Genomic DNA, 21,113 nt, shown 5'->3' with positions numbered 1-21,113 from the left:
GCCACGGGAGCCCGGCGGCCCGTCACGCTCAGGCCAGGGTGCCGGACGACGCGCCGATGTTGGCGCTCATGTTCTCGAAGGTCTTCGAGATCAGCTTCTGCGCCTGGACGTCCAGCATCCGGCCGCCCACCGTGGCGACCGGGCCGCGCATGCTCGCCTCGCCGTCCCAGTCCAGCAGGGTCGTGCCGTCACCGTTGTCCACGACGTTCGCCCCGGCCGTGAGGTCCACGACGCTGCCCAGCCCGCCGCCCTGCACCTTCACGTTCACGCGTCCGGCCGCCTCGTCGGGCAGCACCTCGATCTTGAACTTGAATTTGCCGCGCACCATGCCCACACCCACCTGCACGGTCGCGTCCATGTGCGTCTGGTCATGCACGACCACTTCCTGCACGTCAGGCAGGCAACGGGCCACCCGCTCGGGATCCTGCACGAAGGCCCACACGACAGCAGGCGGGGCCTGCACCTTCTCCTGGCCGGAGTAATTCAGTTTCATACGGTCACCTCGGGAACGCTGGATTTCACGACGCCTTCATTGTAGGCCCGGTGGGGTTTGGGAAAGATTGGGCGGGCTCCCGGTGTCAGCGGTCGTGCCGTCCATCCGGGACGGCACCGAAGGGTGAACCGGGGTCGATCATGCCCCCTGGCTGACCTCGGCTCCCTCCGTGACGGCACCGTGGCGTGCCTGCGCGTCTCCGGCGATGACCGGGTGCCCGTGGCAGCGCTGGCAGCGGACGGCGCAGCGCTGCGGATCCGGGCCGACGTCCTACCATGCGGCCGTGACTTCCACCTCCCTTCCCGTGGCCGGCGTGCTGCTCGCGGCCGGCCTGAGCACCCGCATGGGACAGCCCAAACAGCTGGCCGACCTGCACGGCCGCCCGCTGTGTACCTACGCGGCCCGCGCGCTGGCAGATGCCGGCCATGACCACCTGCTGGCCGTCGTACCACCGGGAGAGGTGGGTGACCGCATCCGGGCGGCGCTGTCCGGACTGGGCTTCGCGTTCGTGGTGAATCCGGAGCCGGGGCGCGGGCTGGCCTCATCGTTCCGGGCGGCCGTGCACGCCCTGCCTCCGGGACTTGCGGGCGCGAACTTCGCACTGGCCGACATGCCGCTGGTCACGGCCGGAGTGCACCGGGCGCTGCTCGGGGCCTTCCGCGACTCCGGAGCGCCGGTCGTCCTGGCGGTGTACGGCGATGGGGACGGCGCGGTGCGGGCCCCGCCGCACGTGTTCCGTGCCGACCTGCTGGACGCCGTGAAGGCCACACCAGATGCGGATCACGGGCCGCGCAGCCTGATCGCGCTGCACCGTGCCCACGCCGTCACCGTGTCCGTCCCGGCCGGGCTGCTGCTGGATGTGGACACCCCGGACGCGCTGCTGGCCGCCCAGGTGGCGCTGCCTGCCGGATGAGCCCCCGGCAGATCTGTGCCCCTGAACGTAATGCCTGTCACTTAAGATGAGACGGTGAAACGTTCCCTGCTGCTCACCCTGGGCCTGGCCACCCTGTTGCCGGCGGCCCGCGCTGCCACGCTCACTGAACTGCTGCCGGCGGGGGCCCTGGTGACCCTGGAGACGCGCGACGCCTCCGGGGCCATCGGCCGCATGGCCGGGCTGCTGGGCCGCACCATGGACGCCACCGTCGGGCCGGACGACGATATGACGAAGACCCTGGACGGCGTTCAGGAACTCCTGAAGGGCTCCATCGGGCAGGAGGCCGCCGTGGGCGTGTTCACCGTCGGCCGCCCCGGACAGCCCTACACGCCCCACCTGCTGGCCGTGTCGCGGGTCGACGAGCTGTCCTCGGAGTTCTTCGGCAGCACCATGAAGGCCCGGCCCGGTGCGCGGGTGGGGGCCTACACCTTCGCGCGGCAGGGGCAGGTCTACGCGGGCATGGCGGGCGGGCTGGTCTACATCTCCACCGACAAATCCCTGCTGATGACCTACCTGGGCCGCCTGAGCGGCAAGGCCGCGCCCAGACTGCTGGATTCGGCGGCGTACACGGCGGCGCGGCGTCCGGTGGGGGCGCAGGAACTGTCGCTGTATCTGAACTTCTCGGCGACCGCGAAGGTCATCCGGGGGCACCTGGGCCGCTCCGGGCTGCCGCGCCTGTTCGCGCCGGTCGTGGACGCCATCGACACGCTGGGCCAGTACGCGGCAGGGTTCACCACCACCGCTACCGGTCTCACGGCCGCCTCGGCGCACGCGGCCAACGCGCAGGGCAAGGATCAGCCGCTGTACCGCCTGCTGACCCACAGCACCGATTTCCACGTGCAGGACATCATCCCCGCCAGTGCTGAGGCCGCGCAGGTGCGGGCGTGTGCGCCGGAATCCGGGGCCTACGCGGCCCGCTGGCTCAGCCGCGTGGATCTGTTCGAGCCGCTGGGCTTCCTGAGCGACTCGCAGCTCGCCAGCCATCTGGAGCGGGCCGGGCAGTACCTGGGAGACGAGTGCGCCCAGGTCACCCTGGCCGGCGGCTTCCGGGCCGGCCTCGACACCGCCAGTCCACAGGCCGGGCTGGCCCACAGCGTGACCTACCAGTCCGTGCGTGATCTGGACGCCGCGAAGAAGCATGTGCCCGAGTACGCCGCGAGCCTGAACGCTGCTATTGCCGGCCTGGGCGGTTCCCTGAAGCCCCTGCTGGAACTGAGCAGCTCCCCGCTGGCAAGATCGCTGCCCGGTGGCCTGACGGGCACGGGCGGGATGGATGGGGCCGCGCTGGACAGCGGCGTGAAGCAGCTGGAAGACCTGCTGGGCGGTCTGAAACTCGTCTACGCCTTCCGGGGCGACTACCTGATCACCGCGTGGAGCGACGAGGCCCTGCAGGCGGCGCTGGACGAGACGGCCGCGCCCCTGGCACAGGATGCAGCCTTCCAGGCGGCCGGTCTGGGTATGAGCGGCGCAGGCTGGCGGTATCAGCCGGATCTGCCGGAGATCAGTGCCGGGGAGTTCAGCGCGATTCTTGAGGACGCCGTCCAGCAGGCCGGCGGCCCCGCTGACCCGGATCAGGACGATCAGGACGCCGACCTGACCGAGGAGGAGCGGGCCATGCAGGCGGCCATTGCGAAGCTCGGGACGCGGAAGGCGGGCGACGCCACCACACCGGACGGCATGCTGGCCGGGGTCAGCGAGGCGATCACGGGGATCATCAACCGCTTCGACGGCATGACCGCTCAAAGCCGCGTCCAAGGCAACGTCATCCTGGGCAAGAGCAGCGTGACGTACCGCTGGGAGTGAACCGGACTTCGACCCCATCCCGCAGCAGTGCGGGTGGGGGACGATCAGGCTTGCAGAGTGCGCAGCCGTAGGAGCAGGAGACAGGGCAGACTTCGGGAAATGGGCGCCCCTGACCACAGCACAGAGCTGTCGCCGGGGGCGTGCAACGGACTGCGCTCAGGCGTGGTTCAGGCAGGCGCGGGCGACAGCGGTCACGTGCCTCAGGTCGGTGCCGCAGCACCCACCGAGCACCGTGAGCTGTGGCTGGGTCGCCAGGAGTGCGCGGTAGAGCTGCCCGAGTTCGGTGGGGTCGCCCGCGTCGAGTTCTGTCATGGCGTTCAGCTCCTCGTGGCTGCAGCGCGAGGCATTGGCGCGGATGCCACGGAGGCGCTGTGTCCACGCGGCCCCCTGATCCAGCACCGCCGCGAAGTGGTCGGGATGGGCGCAGTTGACCATGAAATACGCGGCGTGGCCGCCTGTGGCCGCGTCCACCGCCGTCACCGCGTCCATCAGGGTATCGCCCGTCGGCAGCCGGCCGTCCGTCTCCACGGTGAATGAAATCACCACGGGCACGTCAACCTGCCGGGCCGCGTGCACGATGCCGGTCGCCTCGGCCACGTTCGTCATGGTCAGGGCCGAGACCATGTCGGCCCCCGCCGACGCGAGCACGCGCACCTGGCGGGCATGGTAGTCGGTCGCCTCGGCGGCGCCCATGAGCTTGCCGGGCACGTAGCCGTCGCCGCGTGGCCCGATGCAGCCGCTGATCACGATCTGGGGAAGGTCGGCCGCATATTCGGCGCACAGACCGCGCATCAGGTCGATGGCGGCGACATTCAGCTGATCGAGCTCCGTCTGGTCGAGCCCCAGCGGTGCCGCCCAGTCGGGACTGGCCCGCCACGTGGGACTTTCAAGGATGAACCCTGTCCCGAGGTCGCGCGCCAGATCCAGGTAGGGGCGGTAATACTCCCCCAGCGCCGCCCGTCCCTCCGGCGTGCGCAGCAGCACGATCGCGGCGAAGCAGGGCAGGTCGATGCCCCGGTTGTACAGAAGGTCGGTCTCCAACCCGCCGTCGGTGAGCATGAAGCGTCCAGACTGAAGCAGCCGTCCTGTCATCTGATCCCCCCCGTAGAGTGACCCGGTCAACGCGACGATGTGCGCCGTCCAGCGTACCACCGCAGGCCCCCGTACCGACCTGCCACGCCGCAGGGAGACTGGAGACAGGACGTATAGCTATTCAACATCACGCATAACCATGCAGCCTGTGCCGGGCGGCTCGCCTGACCGGACGACCTCCCATTGTGCGGCCCGCACGTCGGCTATTGTGGGTGCCGGGAGGTCGCCCGAGTGGGCGGCCCCGCACATGCCATGAATGACGTCCCGTGAGGCGACAATGGTTGGAGGTGGTCTCATGATCAGGAAGGAACGCGCGATCCTGGCGCTGGAAGACGGCACGGTCTACCGGGGGTACGCCTTCGGGCACCGGGGCGAGACGGTCGGCGAGGTCGTGTTCAACACGTCCATGACCGGGTATCAGGAGATCATGACCGATCCCTCGTACAACGGGCAGATCGTGACCATCACGTACCCGCACGTCGGCAACTACGGCGTGGCGATCTACGACATGGAGAGCAACAAGCCGTATGTGCGCGGTTTCATCTCCCGCGAGTTCAGTGGGGACTACTCCAACCACCGTGCCCAGCAGTCGCTTGAGGCGTTCATGCAGCAGTACGGCGTGGTGAGCATCCAGGGCATCGACACCCGCGCCCTGGTGCGCCGCCTGCGCACGGGGGGCGTGGTCAAGGGCGTGATTGCCCACCGCTCGTACACGCACCCCACCGATCCCTACGGCGAATTCACGCCCGAAGAAGAACAGGTGTACGTCGTGCGTGCCCGTGACCATCAGGACATCGACGGGCACGACATGACCCGCGAGGTCACCACGCCGCTGCCGTATGCCTTCCCGACCCTGCGGCACGGCAAGCGCGTGGTGCTCATGGACTTCGGGATCAAGCACACCATCATCGAGCGGCTGGCCGAGGTCGGCATCGAACCTATCGTGGTGCCGGCGCACACCACCCCGGCGCAGATCATGGCGCTGCAACCGCACGGCCTGTTCCTCTCGAACGGCCCCGGCGACCCGGCCCCGCTGGAATACGCCCACAAGACCGCGTGGGAGATGATGGGCCTGCTGCCCACCTTCGGCATCTGCCTGGGTCACCAGATCCTGGGACTGGCCGCCGGCGGGAAGACCTTCAAGATGAAGTTCGGGCACCGGGGCGGCAACCAGCCGGTCAAGAACCTGCTGACCGGCAACGTCGAGATCACGTCCCAGAACCACGGGTACGCGGTGGACATCGACTCGATCCCCAACGACGCCTTCGTCGCCACGCACGTGAACCTGAACGACGGCACCCTGGAGGGCATGGCGCACAGCCGCTACCCGGTCTTCAGCGTGCAGTACCACCCCGAGGCCAGCCCCGGCCCCCACGACAGCCGCTACCTGTTCGACCGCTTCATCGAGGAGATCGACGCCTTCGACGGTGGCAACGGCTCCCCGGTGCAGAAGGCCGCGGCCGGACGTCTGGGCATCTGAGCTGCCGGAGTGCAGGGCGGCCCGGCGGATTTGCCCCGCCGGGCCGCCCTGCGCTACGTTCCGGACATGACCCGTGTCCTGCTGACGGCCCTGCTCCTGACCGCCACGCTGACCGGGCCGATGGCCAGCGCACAGCCGGCCCCTGCCCCGGCCGTGACCCAGAACGTGAAGTACACGGCCGTGCAGAAACTCGTGAAGATCGCCACCGTGAACGGCCGGCGCACCGAGACCCTGGTCGCCAGCCCCCTGACGGTCGTGCGGGGCGACGTGCTGGTCGAGGCCGTGAGTGTGCAGAACGTCGGCACCACGGCGCTGCCGCAGGTCACGGTCACCATGCCCATGCCCGGCGGCACGTCCTTCACAGGCATGGCAAGCCCTGGCACGGCCCGGATCACGCTCTCGTACAGCACCGACGGAGGCCGTAACTTCACGGCCACACCGCAGCGCATCAGCAGCGTCACCGAGAACGGCAAGACCGTCCTGAAGAAGGCGGCGGCGACCATGGCCGAGGTCACCAACGTGCGCTGGGTGATCCGCAACGTCGCCCGGAACGAGGTCGTGAACCTGAGCTACCGGGTCAAGGTGGACTGACGGCGTTCACGGTTTCTTGAGTGGGCGGGACTTCCCACCGTCCTGAGGGCAGGGCCGCGACACACTCGGGGCCGTGTCTGTCCAGCTGGTGTGGTTCAAGAAAGACCTGCGCGTGCGCGACCACGCCCCGCTGCATCATGCGGCGCGGCGGGGGCCGGTGCTGCCGGTGTACATCTACGAACCCGAACAGCTGACCCACGAGGAATTCGCCGGGCACCACCTGAGCTATTTGAACGATTGCCTGAACGAACTCAATCTGCGCCTTCGCGCCCTGGGGACGCCGCTGGTCATCCGGCACGGCGAGGCGGTGGCTGCGCTGGAGGAACTGCGCGAGGAATTCGGCGTCGCGGCCGTGTGGGCGCACGAGGAGACGGGCAATGGCGTGAGCTACGCGCGGGATCGCCGCGTGCGGGCGTGGGCACGGGCGCGGGGCCTGCCCCTGACCGAGCTGCCCCAGAACGGCGTGATCCGCCGCATGACGAACCGCGACGGCTGGGCCGCCACGTGGGAGGAACGCATGGCCGAACCGCAGACGCCGGTGCCGGAGCGGTTGTCCGGCGTCGGGGCGGAGTCCGGCGGTGTCCGCAGCCACGCGGAACTGGGCGTGCCGGCCAGCGACCGGCGAATCCCACCCGGCGGGCAGGCCGAGGCCCACGCCCTGCTGGACTCGTTCCTGACCGTGCGCGGCGTGAACTACATGCGTGAGATGAGCAGCCCCGTGACCGCCGAGGAGAGCTGCTCGCGCCTGAGTGCGCCGCTGGCGTTTGGCACCATCTCGCTGCGGGAGGTCGTCCACGCGACCCGGCAGCGGCTGGCCGAGGTGAAGGGCGACCCCCACGCCGATCCGCGCTGGGTGCGCTCGCTGCGGTCGTACGAGTCGAGATTGCACTGGCACTGCCATTTCATGCAGCGCCTGGAATCCGAGCCGCAGATGGAGTTCCGGAACCTGAACCGGGCGCTGGATGGCCTGCGCGAGCCGCACTGGAATCAGGAGCACTTCGACCGCTGGGCACACGGCCAGACGGGGTATCCCATGATCGATGCCTGCATGCGGATGCTGCGCGAGACCGGCTGGCTCAACTTCCGGATGCGGGCGCTGCTGGTCAGTTTCGCCACGCAGCACCTGTGGCTGCACTGGCGAGACCCCGGTCTGTTCCTGGCCCGCGAGTGGCTCGATAACGAACCCGGCATCCACTGGTCGCAGATGCAGATGCAGAGCAGTACGGTCGGCATCAACCGCGTCCGCATCTACTCGCCCACCCGGCAGGCCCGCGAGCAGGACAGCGGGGGAGAGTTCATCCGGCGCTGGCTGCCGGAACTCGCGGACGTGCCGGGCGACTTCCTCCACACGCCGTGGGAGTGGACGGGGGCCGGTCGCCTGGACTATCCGCCCCCGATCGTGAACGAGCAGGAGGCCGGACGGCTGGCCCGTGCCCGCATCTCGGCCGCCCGCGCGGCCCCAGCCTTCGAGGCCGAAGCGCGGCGGCTGTACGAGAAACACGGCAGCCGCAAGAAGGCCGACCGGCGGGCCGAAAGAAAAGCTCTGGGTTTGCCCGAGACCTCTGCCCGCCCGCTGCGGCAGACTTCAGCAGCACACCCTGCAGGGAAAAGGAGATCCCCCATGTCCGACCAGCCCGACCTCTTTGGCCTGACCCCAGAGCCCCCGAAGGCGATCCTGCCCGCCGGCCTGCCGGAAAGCTGGCAGCGGGCGCTGGAGCCGGAATTCGCCGCGCCGTACTTCCACGACCTCAAGGATTTTCTGGTGCAGGAACGCCGCGAGCAGACCATCTTCCCGCCAGCCGCCGACGTCTTCAACGCCCTGCGCTTCACGCCGCTAGAGGACGTAAGGGTGCTGATCCTGGGGCAGGATCCCTACCACCGCCCCGGTCAGGCACACGGCCTGAGCTTTTCCGTGCGCCCCGGCGTGACGGTGCCGCCCAGCCTGCGCAACATCTACAAGGAACTCGTGGCCGACATCCCCGGCTTCACGCCGCCACGCCACGGCTATCTGAAACCCTGGGCCGAGCAAGGCATCCTGCTTCTGAATGCCGTGCTGACCGTGCGCGAGGGGCAGGCGAACAGCCACGCGAACAAGGGCTGGGAGCACTTCACCGACGCCGTGATCCGCGCCGTGAACGACAGACCCGAACGGGTGGTGTTCGTGCTGTGGGGCGCGTATGCCCGCAAGAAAAAGAAACTCATCACCGGGCCGCAGCACGTGGTCATCGAGTCGGCCCACCCCAGCCCGCTCAGTGAGGCGAAGTTCTTCGGCTCCCGCCCCTTCAGTCAGGTGAATGCCGCGCTGGAAGAGGCTGGCCGGGGGGCGATTGACTGGCAGTTGCCGATGAAGGCGGAGGAATGAAAAGGAACTGTACGGAACGCCCCGCGTTCTGGCGAGCGGAGCGAGTGGCAGGAGAACGGTTCGGCGCAGGTGGAGGGGATGGTGGGTGCGCTTCCCACCGTCCCTGGAACCGGAGGCGAACCGTATGACCTCCCGCACCGAGATCCTGGCCGAGGAATACCTGCGCCGCGAGGGCAGCGACCCGAAGAAGTTCAAGTATTTCTGGCCCGACGGCACGCCGTACAGGGACAAGACCGGCATCGAGCGCATCGGCAAGCTGGCCGTGCCGCCCGCCTACGAGGGCGTCTACGTCTCGCCCGACGCCGACGCGGAACTCCAGGCCTTCGGACGCGACGCCGCCGGACGGCTCCAGTACCGCTACCACCCGGACTTCGTGCAGGCGGGTGCCCTGAAGAAATGGCAGCGCCTGACGCGCTTTGCCGGGGCACTGGGCACCCTCAAGACCGTCACGGGGGCTGACCTGCGGTCTGGCGGGCTGCCGCCCCGCAAGGTCGCGGCGCTGATGACAAGACTGCTGCACGTAGCCCGCTTCCGTGTGGGCAGCGACATCTACGAGAAGCAGCACAAGACCTATGGCCTGAGCACCCTGCGCCAGCGGCACGTGAAGGTCGAGGGCAGCACTGTGACCTTCCATTTCAAGGGCAAGCACGGAATCACGCAGCACAAGGCCACGACCGACCGCACGCTGGCAGGCAACATCGGCAAGCTGCTGGAGCTGCCTGGCCCGTGGCTGTTCCAGACTGTGGACGAGGGCGGAAGCCGCCGCCGCGTCCGCTCGGGCGAGCTGAACGCCTACCTGAAAGAGGTCATCGGCCCCTTCACCGCCAAGGATTTCCGCACGTGGGGCGGAACCCTCCTGGCCGCCGAATTTCTGGCCGAGACGGGTATCGCCGAGAACGAACGCGCGGCCCGGAAGGCGCTGGTCGAGTGCGTGAAGTACGTCGCCGCCGACCTGGGCAACACGCCCGCCGTCACGCGCAGTTCCTACATCTGCCCGGTCATCTTCGACCGCTATCTGGAGGGCAAGGTGCTCGACGACTACGAACCCCGGGCGGGCAGGGGAGAGGCCGACCTCGACGGCCTGAGCCGCAGCGAGGCGGCGCTGAAACGCCTGCTGGAGAGCGAGAAGACGTTGCGGGTACGGGGGAAGAAGGGGGCGTGAGCGGCTGGCGAAAACTGGAGGAACCTGAATACACCCACATCTGGGATTACGTGTACGACGGTCTGGGATTTCATCCCAGTACAGCATTCAGCCACTGGCCGGGATTTCGGGAGCCTACGCCCTCGGTGACGTTTAAGCTGTCCAGTCCGTCGGTGCCCGAAGAGGAAGAAGAGTTCTATGAAGTGATGTGGGAGGCACTGAAGAGCTGCTCTCCTCCGGGCAAGGAGATCTATTCACTGGATTGGCATCACGAGTGCTTTACTTACGATCCGCACGCCTTCCCCCCTCCGCCACAGGAGCTTCAGTTCACCAGGGGTCTGTACCCCAATGGGGACTACGGGATCACGCTCAGCCATGATCTGAACTGGGGCGTGCTCGGACATCCCTGGGAATTCACGATTTGTATCTTCGGACAGCCGCTTTTGAACGTCATCGAGAAGAACCCCCCCAAACTTTTTCGTCACATCATCCGCAGAGATGGTTGGGGCACGACGTCCTGAATACCGTTTAGCCCAGCTCCTTGCGCATGATCACGTTCGTCGTCTGGAAGCCCAGGCCTTCGTAGAGTGCCCGTGCGCCCGTGTTGTGGCCGAACACGTGCAGCTGGATGTTCGTGGCTCCGTGCGCGGCGGCGTCGTGCTCCAGCAGGGTGAAGGCCTGGGTGGCGTACCCGCGCCGCCGGTAGGGTTCGTAGACCTCGATCTCGTACACGAAGGCGCAGACGGTTCCGGCCCGCTGCTGGAGGGCGTACCACAGCACGCCCACGTCGGCCCCCTCCTGCGGATCGTGCAGGTGGTACAGGACGTTGTCGGGTGTATCCGGCCCCTGGGGCAGCAGTTGCCGGAATTCGCGTTCGCCGCGCTCCGGGGCCTCCTCGGGTGTCCACTCGCCGCTGGCGACCTTCTCGGCGGCGTACTGCGGGGCAGAGTGCGCGACGAAGCGCTCGAAGGCGGCAGCGTTCATGGGGCGGAGTTCGAGCATGTGGTCAGTGTAGGTATGCCGGTCTGGCGGGTCGATACGCACTGTGGCGCAGCACAGCACGAGGCCCGGTCAGCGCAGGGAGCGACCGGGCCTCGCTGGTTGTCTTGCGTTCAGTCGCCGCCGACGAAGACAGGCGCGGCCAGGGGGCTCTCGGCCTCCTGATAGCCCTCTTCCTGGTGGGCGGTCAGGTCGATGCCCTGGGTCTCCTGGCGCTCGGTCATGCGCAGGGGCGTGATCAGCGCCGTGAGTTTGAGCAGGGCGAAGGTGCCCACGCCGGCCAGGGCGGCGGCGGCCAGTACGCCGATGAGCTGCGTGCCGAGCTGACCGGCGTTCCCGGCGAGCAGACCGGTGCCGGCGGGGTTGATGGCGGGGCTGGCGAGCACCCCGGTGAGCAGCGTGCCGATCACGCCCGCCGTGCCGTGGCACGCGAAGACGTCCAGCGCGTCGTCGGGCAGCAGGCGGTGCTTGTTGGCGACCAGCACGTAGCTGACGCTGCTGGCGACCATGCCGATCACGATGGCAGCCAGTGGCGTGACGAAGCCGCACGCGGGCGTGATGGCGACCAGACCGACGACCGCGCCGGTCGCGGCCCCGACGGCGGTGGGGCGACCTCCCCGGCGGCTGTCCCACAGCATCCACGTGATCAGCGCGGCGGCGGCGGCGGTGTTGGTGTTCAGCAGGGCGTAGGCGGCGGTCTGGTTGGCGGCCAGGGCGCTGCCGGCGTTGAAGCCCAGCCACCCGAACCACAGCAGGCCGGTGCCCAGCAGCACGAAGGGCACGTTGTGCGGAATGCTGGCAAAGCGCGGGTAGCCCAGGCGTGGCCCGAGCACCACGGCCGCGACCAGACCGCTGACGCCGCTGGCGACCTCGACGACCGTGCCGCCCGCGAAGTCCAGCAGACCCAGCTTGAACAGCCAGCCGTCCGGACTCCAGACCCAGTGGGCCAGCGGCGCGTACACGACCAGCACCCACAGCCCCCCGAACAGCAGGAAGGCCGGGAAGCGCATCCGCTCGACCACGCTGCCGCTCACCACGGCCAGGGTGATGACCGCGAACAGGATCTGGAAGATGGCGAACAGTGGCGTGGGAATGCTGCCGGTGACGGTGCCGGCCATGTTCCCCAGGCCCAGCTGCGACAGCCCGCCGATCACGGCGTTGCCCCCCGGCCCGAACGCGAGGCTGTACCCGATGGCGACCCACGCGATCGAGGCCACTCCCATGGCCGCCACGCTCATCATCATGGTGTTCAGCACGGATCCGGCCCGCACCAGACCGCCGTAGAACAGGGCGAGGCCCGGTGTCATCAGCAGCACCAGGGCGGCGCACAGCAGCACGAAGGCCGTGTCGGCCCCGTTGACCTCGGGGGCGGTGCCCTGGGCCACGGCGGTGCTGCTCGTCAGCAGCGCGATCAGCACGCGGCTCATGGCGTGCCGTCCGGGCTGAGTCTGGTCTCGGTGACGGGGGTCAGGGCAGCGGTGTCCTGTTCGCCGGTGCGGATCCGGATGACCCGTTCCAGCGGCTGGACGAAGATCTTGCCGTCGCCGACCTCGCCGGTGCGGGCCCCGCGCACGATCGCGTCGATGGCGGCCTGCACGAAGGGCTCGCTGACGGCCATGCGCACCTCGATCTTGTCATGGAACTCGACCATGACGCGGGTACCCCGGTAGTGCTCGACGACTTCCTGTTCCCCGCCGTGGCCGCTGACCCGCGACAGGGTGATCCCGCTGATCCCAGCGCGGAACAGCGCTTCTTTCACCTGCTGGATCCGTTCCGGCCGAATCACTGCTGTGATGAGTTTCATGACCGTACCTTAACGAACTGTCAAGGCCAAACTGGAGATTTGTCCAGAATCTGCCAGACAACCTGCACAGTCATGACGGTCTGAGCGGTGCAGATGGAGAAGAACACGCCGTATGTCGTGTGCCCGACAGACGAACATCCTGCCCCCGGGGATGCGGTCGGGGGCAGGTGGACGTGGAGGTTCTGGAGTTCAGGTGATGCAGGGCCAGGCCGGATGCAGGCGCAGCCTCAATCGCCGCCGACGAAGACGGGGGCGCCGAGGCCGGTCTCGCTGTCGGAGTAGCCCTGCTCGCTGTGGGCGCTGACGTCGATGCCCACGATTTCCTGGTTGGCCGGGACGCGCAGCGGCATGACCAGCCCCACCAGCTTGAGCAGGATGAACGTGCCCAGGCCCGTGAAGGCGACGCTCGCGAGCACACCGGCCAGCTGGATGAGCATCTGCTCGCCCCAGGGCTTGCCACTGCCGGTGGTGAAGGCCAGGGCGCCGGTCAGCAGGGCCCCCACGATGCCGGCCACGCCGTGGCAAGCGAAGACGTCCAGCGAGTCGTCGGCCTTCATGCGGGACTTGAACTGCACGGCGGCGAAGCTCGCGGCCGCACCCAGCGCGCCGACCAGCACGGAGGCCAGCGGCGTGACGAAGGCGCAGGCGGGCGTGATGGCGACCAGACCGACGACCAGACCGGTGGCCGCGCCGACGGCGGTAGGCTTGCCGGTGCGCAGGCTCTCCAGGCCCAGCCACGTGAGCATGGCGGCGGCGGGGGCGACCAGGGTGGTCATGAACGCCAGCGCGGCGGTCTGGTTGGCAGCCAGGGCACTGCCGGCATTGAAGCCCATCCAGCCGAACCACAGCAGGCCCGCACCCAGCAGCACGAAGGGCACGTTGTGGGGGATGTGCGCGGTCTTGGGGAAGCCGATCCGTGCCCCCAGGACACTCGCGGCGACCAGGCCCGATACCCCGGCGGCGATATGGATCACGGTGCCGCCCGCAAAGTCCAGCGCTCCCAGCTTGAACAGCCAGCCGTCCGCGTTCCAGACCCAGTGGGCCAGCGGGGCGTAGATCAGCAGGCTCCACAGTCCACCGAACAGCACGAAGGCCCCGAAGCGCATGCGCTCGATGACCGCGCCGCTGATCAGGGCCAGCGCGATGATCGCGAACATCGCCTGGAAGGCCGCGAACACGTAGCTGGGGATGGTGCCGCTGAGCTGTCCGCTCAGGCCGTTGAAGCCGGCGTTGGCGAGGCCGCCGAAGAAGGGGTTTCCACCGCTGCTGAACGCGATCGAGTAGCCGCCGAGCATCCACAGCACGCCGACCAGGCCGATCGACACGACGCTCATCATCATGGTGTTCAGGACGCTCTGGGTACGGCTCAGGCCGCCGTAGAAGAAGGCCAGCCCTGGCGTCATGAGCAGCACCAGCGCGGACGCGACGATCATCCACGCGGTGTCGCCGGTGTCAAGCGTGGGCGCCTCGGTCTGCGCGAACGCCGCGCCGCCGAGCATGAGGGCCAGGGGAAGGAGGGGACGGGCACGGGACATCAGGGAGGTCATCAGGTCACTGCTCCTTTGTGCCCTCAGGCGGGCGTGAGTTTCTTCTCGGTGACGGGGGTCAGGGCGGCGGCGTCCTGTTCGCCGGTGCGGATCCGGATGACCCGTTCCAGCGGCTGGACGAAGATCTTGCCGTCGCCGACCTCGCCGGTGCGGGCCCCGCGCACGATCGCGTCGATGGCGGCCTGCACGAAGGGCTCGCTGACGGCCATGCGCACCTCGACCTTGTCATGGAACTCGACCATGACGCGGGTACCCCGGTAGTGCTCGACGACTTCCTGTTCCCCGCCGTGGCCGCTGACCCGCGACAGGGTGATTCCGCTGATCCCGGCCTGGAAGAGTGCTTCCTTGACGTGCTGCACACGTTCGGGCCTGATGACTGCCGTGACGAGTTTCATGGCGTCTCCTTCGTTGCGCTCAATTTGCAGTGGTCGCATCCCTGCATACTCCGAGCTTAGGGGCAGATGAACGCGATGTCAAAATTCTGATGACCATCTGGCTAGATTGGCCAGAACAGATTGCAGAATCTTGAGCCTCTGATGCGATCCGTTGCAGAAAAAGTGGTCGTCGTGCCACAGGTGGTGTGGCGGATGGATACCGGCGCGGGGACGGAAGCGGGAGCGGTGCACCGTGGCTCCGCTCCCGCTTCTGTCGGCCGACTGACCGCCGTGTGGCCCCTGTCCTGCGGAGTGCTGCCTACAGGGCCGGGCGGCGGCCGCCCCGGCGCGACCACAGGCGGTAGCCCCCGACCGCCACGGCCGCCAGCACCGCCACCGCGAGGATCGGTGCGAACACGGCCAGCACGCTGAGCAGCAGACTCGTCCCGTCCTCGGCGGCGCTGACCACCGGGTTGCCCAGGCCGCCGGTCGTGGCGGTCGCCACCGGCCGCACCGCCGTGCGGGTGGCATGGACGCCGCCCGCCACGATCACGCCCAGCGCCATGCTGAGCGCCGGGGGCACGTCGGCCACGCCGGTCTGGGCGGCAAAGAGCACTGCGCCCGCCGCCGTGTTCACCACGCCGCCCAGCAGGTGCAGCGCGTGATCCACGCCGGGAATCTTGTCGCCCACGAAGTCCAGGGCACCCAGCACCCCGATGCCGACCAGCACCCACGGATTCATGAGCAGATCGAACGGCGCGGCCAGATTCATCACGCCGGCGCGGGACAGCAGGCCCACCAGCAGCAGCGGGATATAGGCGTTCAGGCCCGCCGCACCCGACAGGCCCAGCGACGACAGCAGACCGGAGAGAAGTTCCATACGTCCCTCAATACGACCCCTGGCCCGGCGGCGTTGCGCCCCCACCCCGTCCGGGGGTCAGCGCAGGTACGCGCACAGCAGGTCGACGCCCGCCCGCAGGTCGTCCACGTGCACCGATTCCACGATGGTATGGATGTAGCGGGTCGGCAGGCTCAGGGTCACGGTGGGCACGCCCTCGCGCGAGCGCTGGATGGCCGCGCCGTCCGTACCGCCCTGTGCGAGCACTTCCAGCTGCGACGGAATGCCCTGGCGCTCGGCCAGATCCGCGAACTCGTCCACCAGCCAGCGGGTCGAGATCATGCTGGAGTCGAACACCTTGATGCCGATCCCGCTGCCCACGCGGGTCACGGCCTCGTCTGGTTTCGTGCCGGGCGTGTCCACGGCCAGGGTCACGTCCAGCCCGATCCCGATGGTCGGCTGCGCGCCGTAGGCGGCGACCCCGGCCCCGCGCAGGCCGACCTCCTCCTGTACCGAGAAGACCGCGATCAGCTCGTGGCGCAGCTTGTGGCCCCGCAGCAGCCGCAGCACCTCCAGCAGCATGAACACCGAGGCGCGGTCGTCCATGGCCTTGCCGCACACCAGATTCCCGACCTGCCGCGCGGCCTGATCCAGCGTGACCATGTCACCCACCCGCACGCGGCGGCGAACCTCGTCGGCGCTCAGGCCCAGGTCGATCACAAAGTCCCGCACCTCAGGAATCTGCTTGCGCTCCTCCGGCGTGGCGATGTGTACGGGCCGTCCGCCCGGCGACAGGATGCCCGGCATCGAGCCGCCGCGCGTGTGGATGGTCACGTTGCGCGCAAACAGGTTGCGGGTGTCGAAGCCCCCCAGCGCCTGCACGCGCACGAAGCCGTGGTCGTCGATGAAACGCACCAGAAAGCCGATCTCGTCCATGTGGGCGCTGATCATGACCCGTTCGGCCGTCTCGCCCTTCTTGGCCTTGCGGGCCGCCCGGCGCGCGATCACGTTGCCCAGCGCGTCCACGCGCACCTCGTCGGCCAGTCCGTCCAGTTCCCGCAGCACGTAGTCCCGCACGCCGTCTTCCTGGCCGGGCACGCCGGGCAGGTCGGAGAGGTGCATCAGGACGTCCAGTCTCAGGTCAGTTGTGGGCACGCCGGTCAGGATAGGGGCGTGGGCACGTCGCCGGCGCCTTGCTGTTCCGCTGACGGAGACGGGGCGGGCGCGGGCCGCAGATCCGTGCCGTTGAACTGGAGCTGAACATCGGCCAGTCCGGCCGTGGCCCACACCCCCACGGCGTCGGCCCCCAGCCGCACGAGCTCGGCCAGCGTGGCGGCTTCCTCGGGCCGCCAGCGGCTCAGCACCCAGTCGCTGACCTCCCAGCCCGCCGGGGGCCGCGAGATCCCGATCTTCAACCGCGCGAAAGCGTCGTGCCCCAGCAGCCGGATGATGTCTCGCACGCCGTTCTGCCCGCCGTGTCGCCCGCCCATGCGCACCTTCAGGAGTCCGAAGGGACTGTCCAGATCGTCCTGCACGGCCAGCAGATCCGTGCCCTCCAGCTTGTAGAACGTCACCAGCGGCGCGACCGCCCTGCCGGACGTGTTCATGAAGGTCTGCGGCTTGACCAGCACGACCTTTTCCGTGCCCAGGCGCACCTCGGTCAGCAGGGCGTCTTTGCCCTCCTTGCGCCACTCGGCCCCGGCGCGGCGGGCCACCTCGTCGACCACCAGCCAGCCGACGTTGTGCCGGGTCTGCGCGTACTGCGTGCCCGGATTGCCCAGGCCCACCACCACCTTCACCTAGGCCTCCAGATGGTCGGCCAGGATCGTCCGCCACGCCGCCTCGGTCTCGCGCACGCGGGCGTCCTCGTGGGCACGGCCATACCCGGCGCGGAAGTCGGCGAAGCGCGTGTCGGCGTCGGCGAACAGCAGACCCAGGGCGCCGCGCACGTCGGCCACGTGGCGGTCGGTCAGGGTCGTGTCCTTGGCGTCCAGTACCTCGTCCAGGGTCGCCATGATGCCCGACAGGGGCCGCAGCCACTGGAACGCCGGATCACTCATGACCAGCGAGTACAGGGCGAAGGGGCCGCCCACCGGGCCGTGCAGGAACTCGTATTCCCCCTTGGCAAAATCCAGCAGCGCCGAGTGGAAGTGCCGCAGCGCCGGCACCAGGGCCGTGAGTTTCGAGCGGATCGCGGCGTCAGTCATACGGGTAGGGTAGCAAGGGCCGGCGGCGTCACGGGCTAACCCCTCCGCTCCGGCGGGGCACCTCCCCTGGGGGGGAGGCAAGGAAAAAGCCCAACCCCACGCACTCCTTGACTCCTCCCCAGGGGAGCTGGCACCGAAGGGGACTGAGGGGTTCACGCAGCACCACCGCTCCTACCATCCCATCGTGCCCGGATCGCCCTTGAACGGCCCGACCACCTCGGGCGTGATCCAGCCGCCGTAGAAGCCGCCGGGCTGGGGCGTGACCCGCTCGCCGCCCACGAAACAGGCATCCATGCGGCCCGCGTACACCGCGACGTACCCGGCCATGTCGCGGAAGGCGGGCGTCGGGCGTTCGTAGCTCCAGCCGGCAGCCTCGGCAGTTTTCCCGCCGGCTGACAGCGTCCAGTACGTCGCCGGCCCCTTCCACTCGCACACGCTGTGGCCGGGGGCGGGGCTCAGGACACCCGGTGCGAAGGCGTCTTTCGGCAGGTAGTACGTGGGCGGGTGGCTGGTCTCCAGCACGCGGAAGGCCCCGGTCGTGTCGGCCACGGTCACGCCGCCCAGCACGATCTCGATGCGCCTGTCGACGCGCTCCAGCCGGGGTGGGCGCGGGTAGTCCCACACGCTCTCCTGGCCGGGGCCGGGCGGGGTGGGGGTCGGTCGGGAACGGAACATGGCCCAGTGTCGGGTCAGGGCCGCGCCGCCGCCGTGCGTCCGGCTACGGTCAGCCCCGCCCGCTCAGCCCCGCCGCCTGGGCCACGCGCCGGTGCTCCACAGTGCCCACAACACCAGCACCGGCTGGAAGAACAGCCGCACGAGGCGCTTCTGGTCGGTGTCCAGCCCGAAGGCGCTCTGATGCGACAGGTACTGCGAGATGTTGCCGGGGAAGATCGCCACGTAGAACGCCGCCAGCACCCAGCCCACCGTGCGCCGCTCGCGCGGCAGGGCCAGCAGCGCCGCGCCCAGGCCGATCTCGACCACGCCGGACGCCAGCACCACGAAGTCCTTGTTCAGCGGCAGCCACACCGGCACCTGTGCCTGGAAGTCGTCTCTGGCGACAGTCAGGTGCGACGTGCCCGCGAGCACCATCGCGCTGCCCAGCAACACGCGCGCGGCAGTCTGGGCCGGAGTGGTCGGGGGATCGGCCATCGGTGCGTGGGTCATGGCTGGATGGTAGGAGCCGGCGGCCCGGCTCACGTGTGCTGTCCCTGTGGGACGCCTTGACCAAAGTCATGGCCGTCCTGACCCGGCGGGAGCACGCTGGGAGCATGGCTTATGTGATCACCACCGGCTGCGCGGGCGTGAAGGATGCCGCCTGCACCGAAGTCTGTCCTGTCGAATGCATCCACGATGCCGGCGACCAGTTCGTGATCGACCCAGGCGAGTGCATCAACTGCGGCCTGTGTGCCGTGACCTGCCCGGTGAACGCCATCTTCCAGGACACGGACGTACCCGCTGAACATGCCGCGTCCATCGCCCGGAACCGGGACGTCTTCCTCTGACGGCCGTCCAGTCGGCACCGGCGTGGCAGCATGACCCCATGCCCGCTCCGGACGCCCTGGCCCTGCTGGCCCTGACCCCCCTGTTTCAGGACGCCGGTCTGGACACGCTGGAGGGCCTGGCCCGCCACGCCCGGTTCGCCACGTTCGAGCGGGGTGACGGTGTCTTCCGTGCCGGGGATCCGGCGGATGTCCTGTACATCGTCGCGGTGGGCAGTGTGCGTGTATTCCGTACCCAGCGCGGTGGGCGGGAATTCACGCTGGGCGTGGATGGCCCCCGGCACGTGCTCGAACTGGCCAGCGTGCTCGGCGGTGACCACCGTCATGCGGCCCACGCCCAGGCCCTCGTCACCCCCACCACCGTCCTGACCCTGCCCGCCGACCGGCTGCGTCACGCCATCCTGCACACACCGGCGCTGGCTGGGGCGGTGATCGCGCATCTGGCCCGGCGCGACGCCGAGCATCACCGCCGCCTGGACGCCCTGGTCTTCCGTGACGTGGGTGCCCGGCTGGCGGCGTACCTGCTGGAACAGCCGACTCCACACGCCCTGCCGACCAACAGCGAACTGGCCGCACTGCTGGGCACTGTCCCCGAGATCATCAGCCGGAAACTGGGCGAGTTCTACCGCCTGGGCTGGATCGACCTGCACCGCCGCTGCGTGACGGTCGTGACCCTGCCGAACTCCAGCGGCTCGCGGGCGACGGATAGGGTCTACCCGCCCTTCTCGACCACGCAGAAGGTGTTGCCGTCCGGATCGGCCAGTACGACGTCATCGGCGTCCGGTTCGTGGCGCCACTCGGGCCGCGTGGCCCCCAGGGCGAGCAGCCGCTCGATCTCGGCCGGCTGATCCGTGGCGTACAGGTCGAGGTGATGCCGCCGCGCGCGGGGCGACGTGATGAGCTTGATGGCGAGCGGCACGCCCTCCTCCTGCACGGGCACCAGCACCGCCCGGTCGTCACCGGGGTGTTCTCGCGGGGCGGTCGTCCAGGGCAGCGCACCAGAAGGCCACGGTACGGAGCACGCCCCACATGACCCTCAGCATGGAGCAGTGCCCTCGTCCAGCACGGCCTGGATGGTGCGGCGGCAGACGGCGGCGAGTTCGGGGTTGCTGTACAGATAGCACGGCAGGGCGATCACACTGACACTCAGCGCCCAGCCGCGCCCGCGTGCCCACTGGGCCTCGTCCACGTCCAGTGCGGCGCGGAGGGTCGCGCGGGCCGGGGCGTCCAGCAGGTTCCACGCCGGCTGCAGATCGACCGCCGGATCGCCCAGCGTCAGGCCGCCCCAGTCGATCACGGCGCTCAGGCGTCCACGGTGCGCCAGCAGGTTACCGGGTTTCAGGTCGCCGTGGATCCAGACCGGAGTGCCATCCCACGCGGGCGCGGCCAGGGCCGCCTCCCATGCGGCCAGCACCGGCGCGGGGTCGAGCAGGGCCGCGCTGTCCGCGATGGCCCCTCGGGTGTCCGCGTCGCGGCCCTGCAGTGTGCCGTTCCGGGAACCCTGCGGCGCGTTCCCCTGCGGGCGCGGCACGGAGCGCAGCGCGGCCACAAAGGCCGCGAGGTCTCGGGCCAGCTCGTGCCCGTCACGCACGGTGTCCAGCCCTGCCTCGACTCCATCCAGCCACGGATACACCGCCCACGGGAACGGGAACCCCTCGCCCGGCACGCCCACGAACAGCGGCCGGGGCACGTCCAGTGGCAGGAGCGGGGCCAGCCGGGGCAGCCACGCCGCCTCCTTGGCCACGTCGCCCGCGGCCCAGGTGCGTCGGGGCAGGCGCACCACGAGGCCCCGCCCCACGCGGTACACGGCGTTGTCGGTGCCGGAATGCTGCAGCTGCGTCACAGGCGCTCCGCTCCACCGGGGGCACTGCGCCGCGATCAGCCGGGTCACCAGGGCGGTGTCGGTCGCCGCCTCGTCCACATGCCTCCGGATCGGAACATCGGTCATC

At 69.2% G+C, this 21,113-nt stretch carries 23 protein-coding genes and 1 pseudogene; 9 read left to right on the top strand and 15 right to left on the bottom strand.

Annotation, left to right across the window (positions count from 1 at the left end; translation table 11 throughout):
• Positions 1–28 precede the first annotated feature (28 nt).
• Positions 29–493: an SRPBCC family protein gene (locus U2P90_RS00580; protein WP_295816305.1), complete on the bottom strand. Its 465-nt coding sequence runs from the start codon at positions 491–493 to the stop codon at positions 29–31.
• Positions 494–776: 283 nt separating this feature from the next.
• On the opposite strand from U2P90_RS00580, the gene U2P90_RS00575 reads away from it, so the two are divergent.
• On the top strand, positions 777–1,406 hold the full coding sequence (locus tag U2P90_RS00575; protein WP_322473331.1) for a nucleotidyltransferase family protein: 630 nt from the start codon (positions 777–779) through the stop codon (positions 1,404–1,406).
• 54 nt (positions 1,407–1,460) lie between these two features.
• Positions 1,461–3,230, top strand: coding sequence for a hypothetical protein (locus U2P90_RS00570; protein ID WP_322473330.1), 1,770 nt, complete (start codon positions 1,461–1,463; stop codon positions 3,228–3,230).
• A 156-nt stretch (positions 3,231–3,386) separates the two neighbouring features.
• On the opposite strand, the gene U2P90_RS00565 is transcribed toward U2P90_RS00570, so the two are convergent.
• Positions 3,387–4,289 carry a homocysteine S-methyltransferase family protein gene (locus U2P90_RS00565; protein WP_322473329.1) on the bottom strand — a complete coding sequence of 301 codons (903 nt, stop codon included), beginning with the start codon at positions 4,287–4,289 and terminating at the stop codon, positions 3,387–3,389.
• A 328-nt stretch (positions 4,290–4,617) separates the two neighbouring features.
• Between U2P90_RS00565 and carA the strand changes: the two genes are divergently transcribed.
• The 5 genes from carA (at position 4,618) to U2P90_RS00540 (ending at position 10,417) form a co-directional block, all read left to right on the top strand.
• Positions 4,618–5,802: a glutamine-hydrolyzing carbamoyl-phosphate synthase small subunit gene (gene carA, locus U2P90_RS00560; RefSeq protein WP_295816298.1), complete on the top strand. Its 1,185-nt coding sequence runs from the start codon at positions 4,618–4,620 to the stop codon at positions 5,800–5,802.
• A gap of 66 nt (positions 5,803–5,868) precedes the next feature.
• On the top strand, positions 5,869–6,393 hold the full coding sequence (locus U2P90_RS00555) for a hypothetical protein (RefSeq protein WP_322473328.1): 525 nt from the start codon (positions 5,869–5,871) through the stop codon (positions 6,391–6,393).
• Positions 6,394–6,466: 73 nt separating this feature from the next.
• Positions 6,467–8,755, top strand: a complete 2,289-nt coding sequence (gene ung / locus U2P90_RS00550; RefSeq protein WP_322473327.1) for a uracil-DNA glycosylase — start codon at positions 6,467–6,469, stop codon at positions 8,753–8,755.
• 124 nt (positions 8,756–8,879) lie between these two features.
• On the top strand, positions 8,880–9,917 hold the full coding sequence (locus U2P90_RS00545; protein WP_322473326.1) for a DNA topoisomerase IB: 1,038 nt from the start codon (positions 8,880–8,882) through the stop codon (positions 9,915–9,917).
• Positions 9,914–10,417: a DUF2716 domain-containing protein gene (locus tag U2P90_RS00540; RefSeq protein ID WP_295816291.1), complete on the top strand. Its 504-nt coding sequence runs from the start codon at positions 9,914–9,916 to the stop codon at positions 10,415–10,417. The genes U2P90_RS00545 and U2P90_RS00540 overlap by 4 nt, the downstream gene beginning before the upstream one ends.
• 7 nt (positions 10,418–10,424) lie before the next feature.
• Here the strand turns inward: U2P90_RS00540 and U2P90_RS00535 are convergent, their stop codons facing one another.
• From U2P90_RS00535 to U2P90_RS00485, 11 genes are all read right to left on the bottom strand, one after another.
• Positions 10,425–10,898, bottom strand: coding sequence for a GNAT family N-acetyltransferase (locus U2P90_RS00535; RefSeq protein ID WP_322473325.1), 474 nt, complete (start codon positions 10,896–10,898; stop codon positions 10,425–10,427).
• A 110-nt stretch (positions 10,899–11,008) separates the two neighbouring features.
• Positions 11,009–12,322 (bottom strand): ammonium transporter, encoded by a 1,314-nt coding sequence (locus U2P90_RS00530; RefSeq protein ID WP_322473324.1) that lies wholly within the window; start codon positions 12,320–12,322, stop codon positions 11,009–11,011.
• On the bottom strand, positions 12,319–12,699 hold the full coding sequence (locus U2P90_RS00525; RefSeq protein WP_322473323.1) for a P-II family nitrogen regulator: 381 nt from the start codon (positions 12,697–12,699) through the stop codon (positions 12,319–12,321). Before U2P90_RS00525 ends, U2P90_RS00530 begins: the two co-directional genes overlap by 4 nt.
• Positions 12,700–12,926: 227 nt before the next feature.
• Entirely contained in the window at positions 12,927–14,246 is a 1,320-nt protein-coding gene (locus U2P90_RS00520; protein ID WP_322473322.1) for an ammonium transporter, read from the bottom strand.
• A 23-nt stretch (positions 14,247–14,269) separates the two neighbouring features.
• Positions 14,270–14,641 (bottom strand): P-II family nitrogen regulator, encoded by a 372-nt coding sequence (locus U2P90_RS00515; protein WP_322473321.1) that lies wholly within the window; start codon positions 14,639–14,641, stop codon positions 14,270–14,272.
• Between the two features lie 298 nt (positions 14,642–14,939).
• On the bottom strand, positions 14,940–15,500 hold the full coding sequence (locus U2P90_RS00510) for a DUF4126 domain-containing protein (RefSeq protein ID WP_322473320.1): 561 nt from the start codon (positions 15,498–15,500) through the stop codon (positions 14,940–14,942).
• A 57-nt stretch (positions 15,501–15,557) separates the two neighbouring features.
• Positions 15,558–16,613, bottom strand: coding sequence for a M42 family metallopeptidase (locus tag U2P90_RS00505; protein ID WP_322473319.1), 1,056 nt, complete (start codon positions 16,611–16,613; stop codon positions 15,558–15,560).
• A 5-nt stretch (positions 16,614–16,618) separates the two neighbouring features.
• Positions 16,619–17,257 (bottom strand): aminoacyl-tRNA hydrolase, encoded by a 639-nt coding sequence (gene pth / locus U2P90_RS00500; protein WP_322473318.1) that lies wholly within the window; start codon positions 17,255–17,257, stop codon positions 16,619–16,621.
• Positions 17,258–17,665, bottom strand: a complete 408-nt coding sequence (locus U2P90_RS00495; RefSeq protein ID WP_322473317.1) for a hypothetical protein — start codon at positions 17,663–17,665, stop codon at positions 17,258–17,260.
• A 171-nt stretch (positions 17,666–17,836) separates the two neighbouring features.
• Positions 17,837–18,340, bottom strand: coding sequence for a DUF427 domain-containing protein (locus U2P90_RS00490; RefSeq protein ID WP_322473316.1), 504 nt, complete (start codon positions 18,338–18,340; stop codon positions 17,837–17,839).
• A 63-nt stretch (positions 18,341–18,403) separates the two neighbouring features.
• Positions 18,404–18,829, bottom strand: a complete 426-nt coding sequence (locus tag U2P90_RS00485) for a hypothetical protein (RefSeq protein WP_322473315.1) — start codon at positions 18,827–18,829, stop codon at positions 18,404–18,406.
• Between the two features lie 104 nt (positions 18,830–18,933).
• On the opposite strand from U2P90_RS00485, the gene U2P90_RS00480 reads away from it, so the two are divergent.
• Positions 18,934–19,167, top strand: coding sequence for an indolepyruvate ferredoxin oxidoreductase subunit alpha (locus tag U2P90_RS00480; protein WP_322473314.1), 234 nt, complete (start codon positions 18,934–18,936; stop codon positions 19,165–19,167).
• Between the two features lie 38 nt (positions 19,168–19,205).
• Positions 19,206–20,012, top strand: coding sequence for a Crp/Fnr family transcriptional regulator (locus tag U2P90_RS00475; protein WP_380101603.1), 807 nt, complete (start codon positions 19,206–19,208; stop codon positions 20,010–20,012).
• Here U2P90_RS00475 and U2P90_RS00470 read toward each other — a convergent pair.
• Positions 19,952–20,110: pseudogene (locus U2P90_RS00470) on the bottom strand (VOC family protein); the annotation flags it as partial. The gene U2P90_RS00475 and the pseudogene U2P90_RS00470 overlap by 61 nt on opposite strands.
• Positions 20,111–20,200: 90 nt before the next feature.
• Positions 20,201–21,112 carry an aminoglycoside phosphotransferase family protein gene (locus tag U2P90_RS00465; protein WP_322473312.1) on the bottom strand — a complete coding sequence of 304 codons (912 nt, stop codon included), beginning with the start codon at positions 21,110–21,112 and terminating at the stop codon, positions 20,201–20,203.
• Between the last annotated feature and the right edge of the window lies 1 nt (position 21,113).

The organism is Deinococcus sp. AB2017081, assembly GCF_034440735.1.
In the GTDB taxonomy this organism is placed as follows: domain Bacteria; phylum Deinococcota; class Deinococci; order Deinococcales; family Deinococcaceae; genus Deinococcus; species Deinococcus rufus.
Note: the sequence above shows the minus strand (reverse complement) of the source record. Positions and strands in the feature narration are given on the sequence as shown.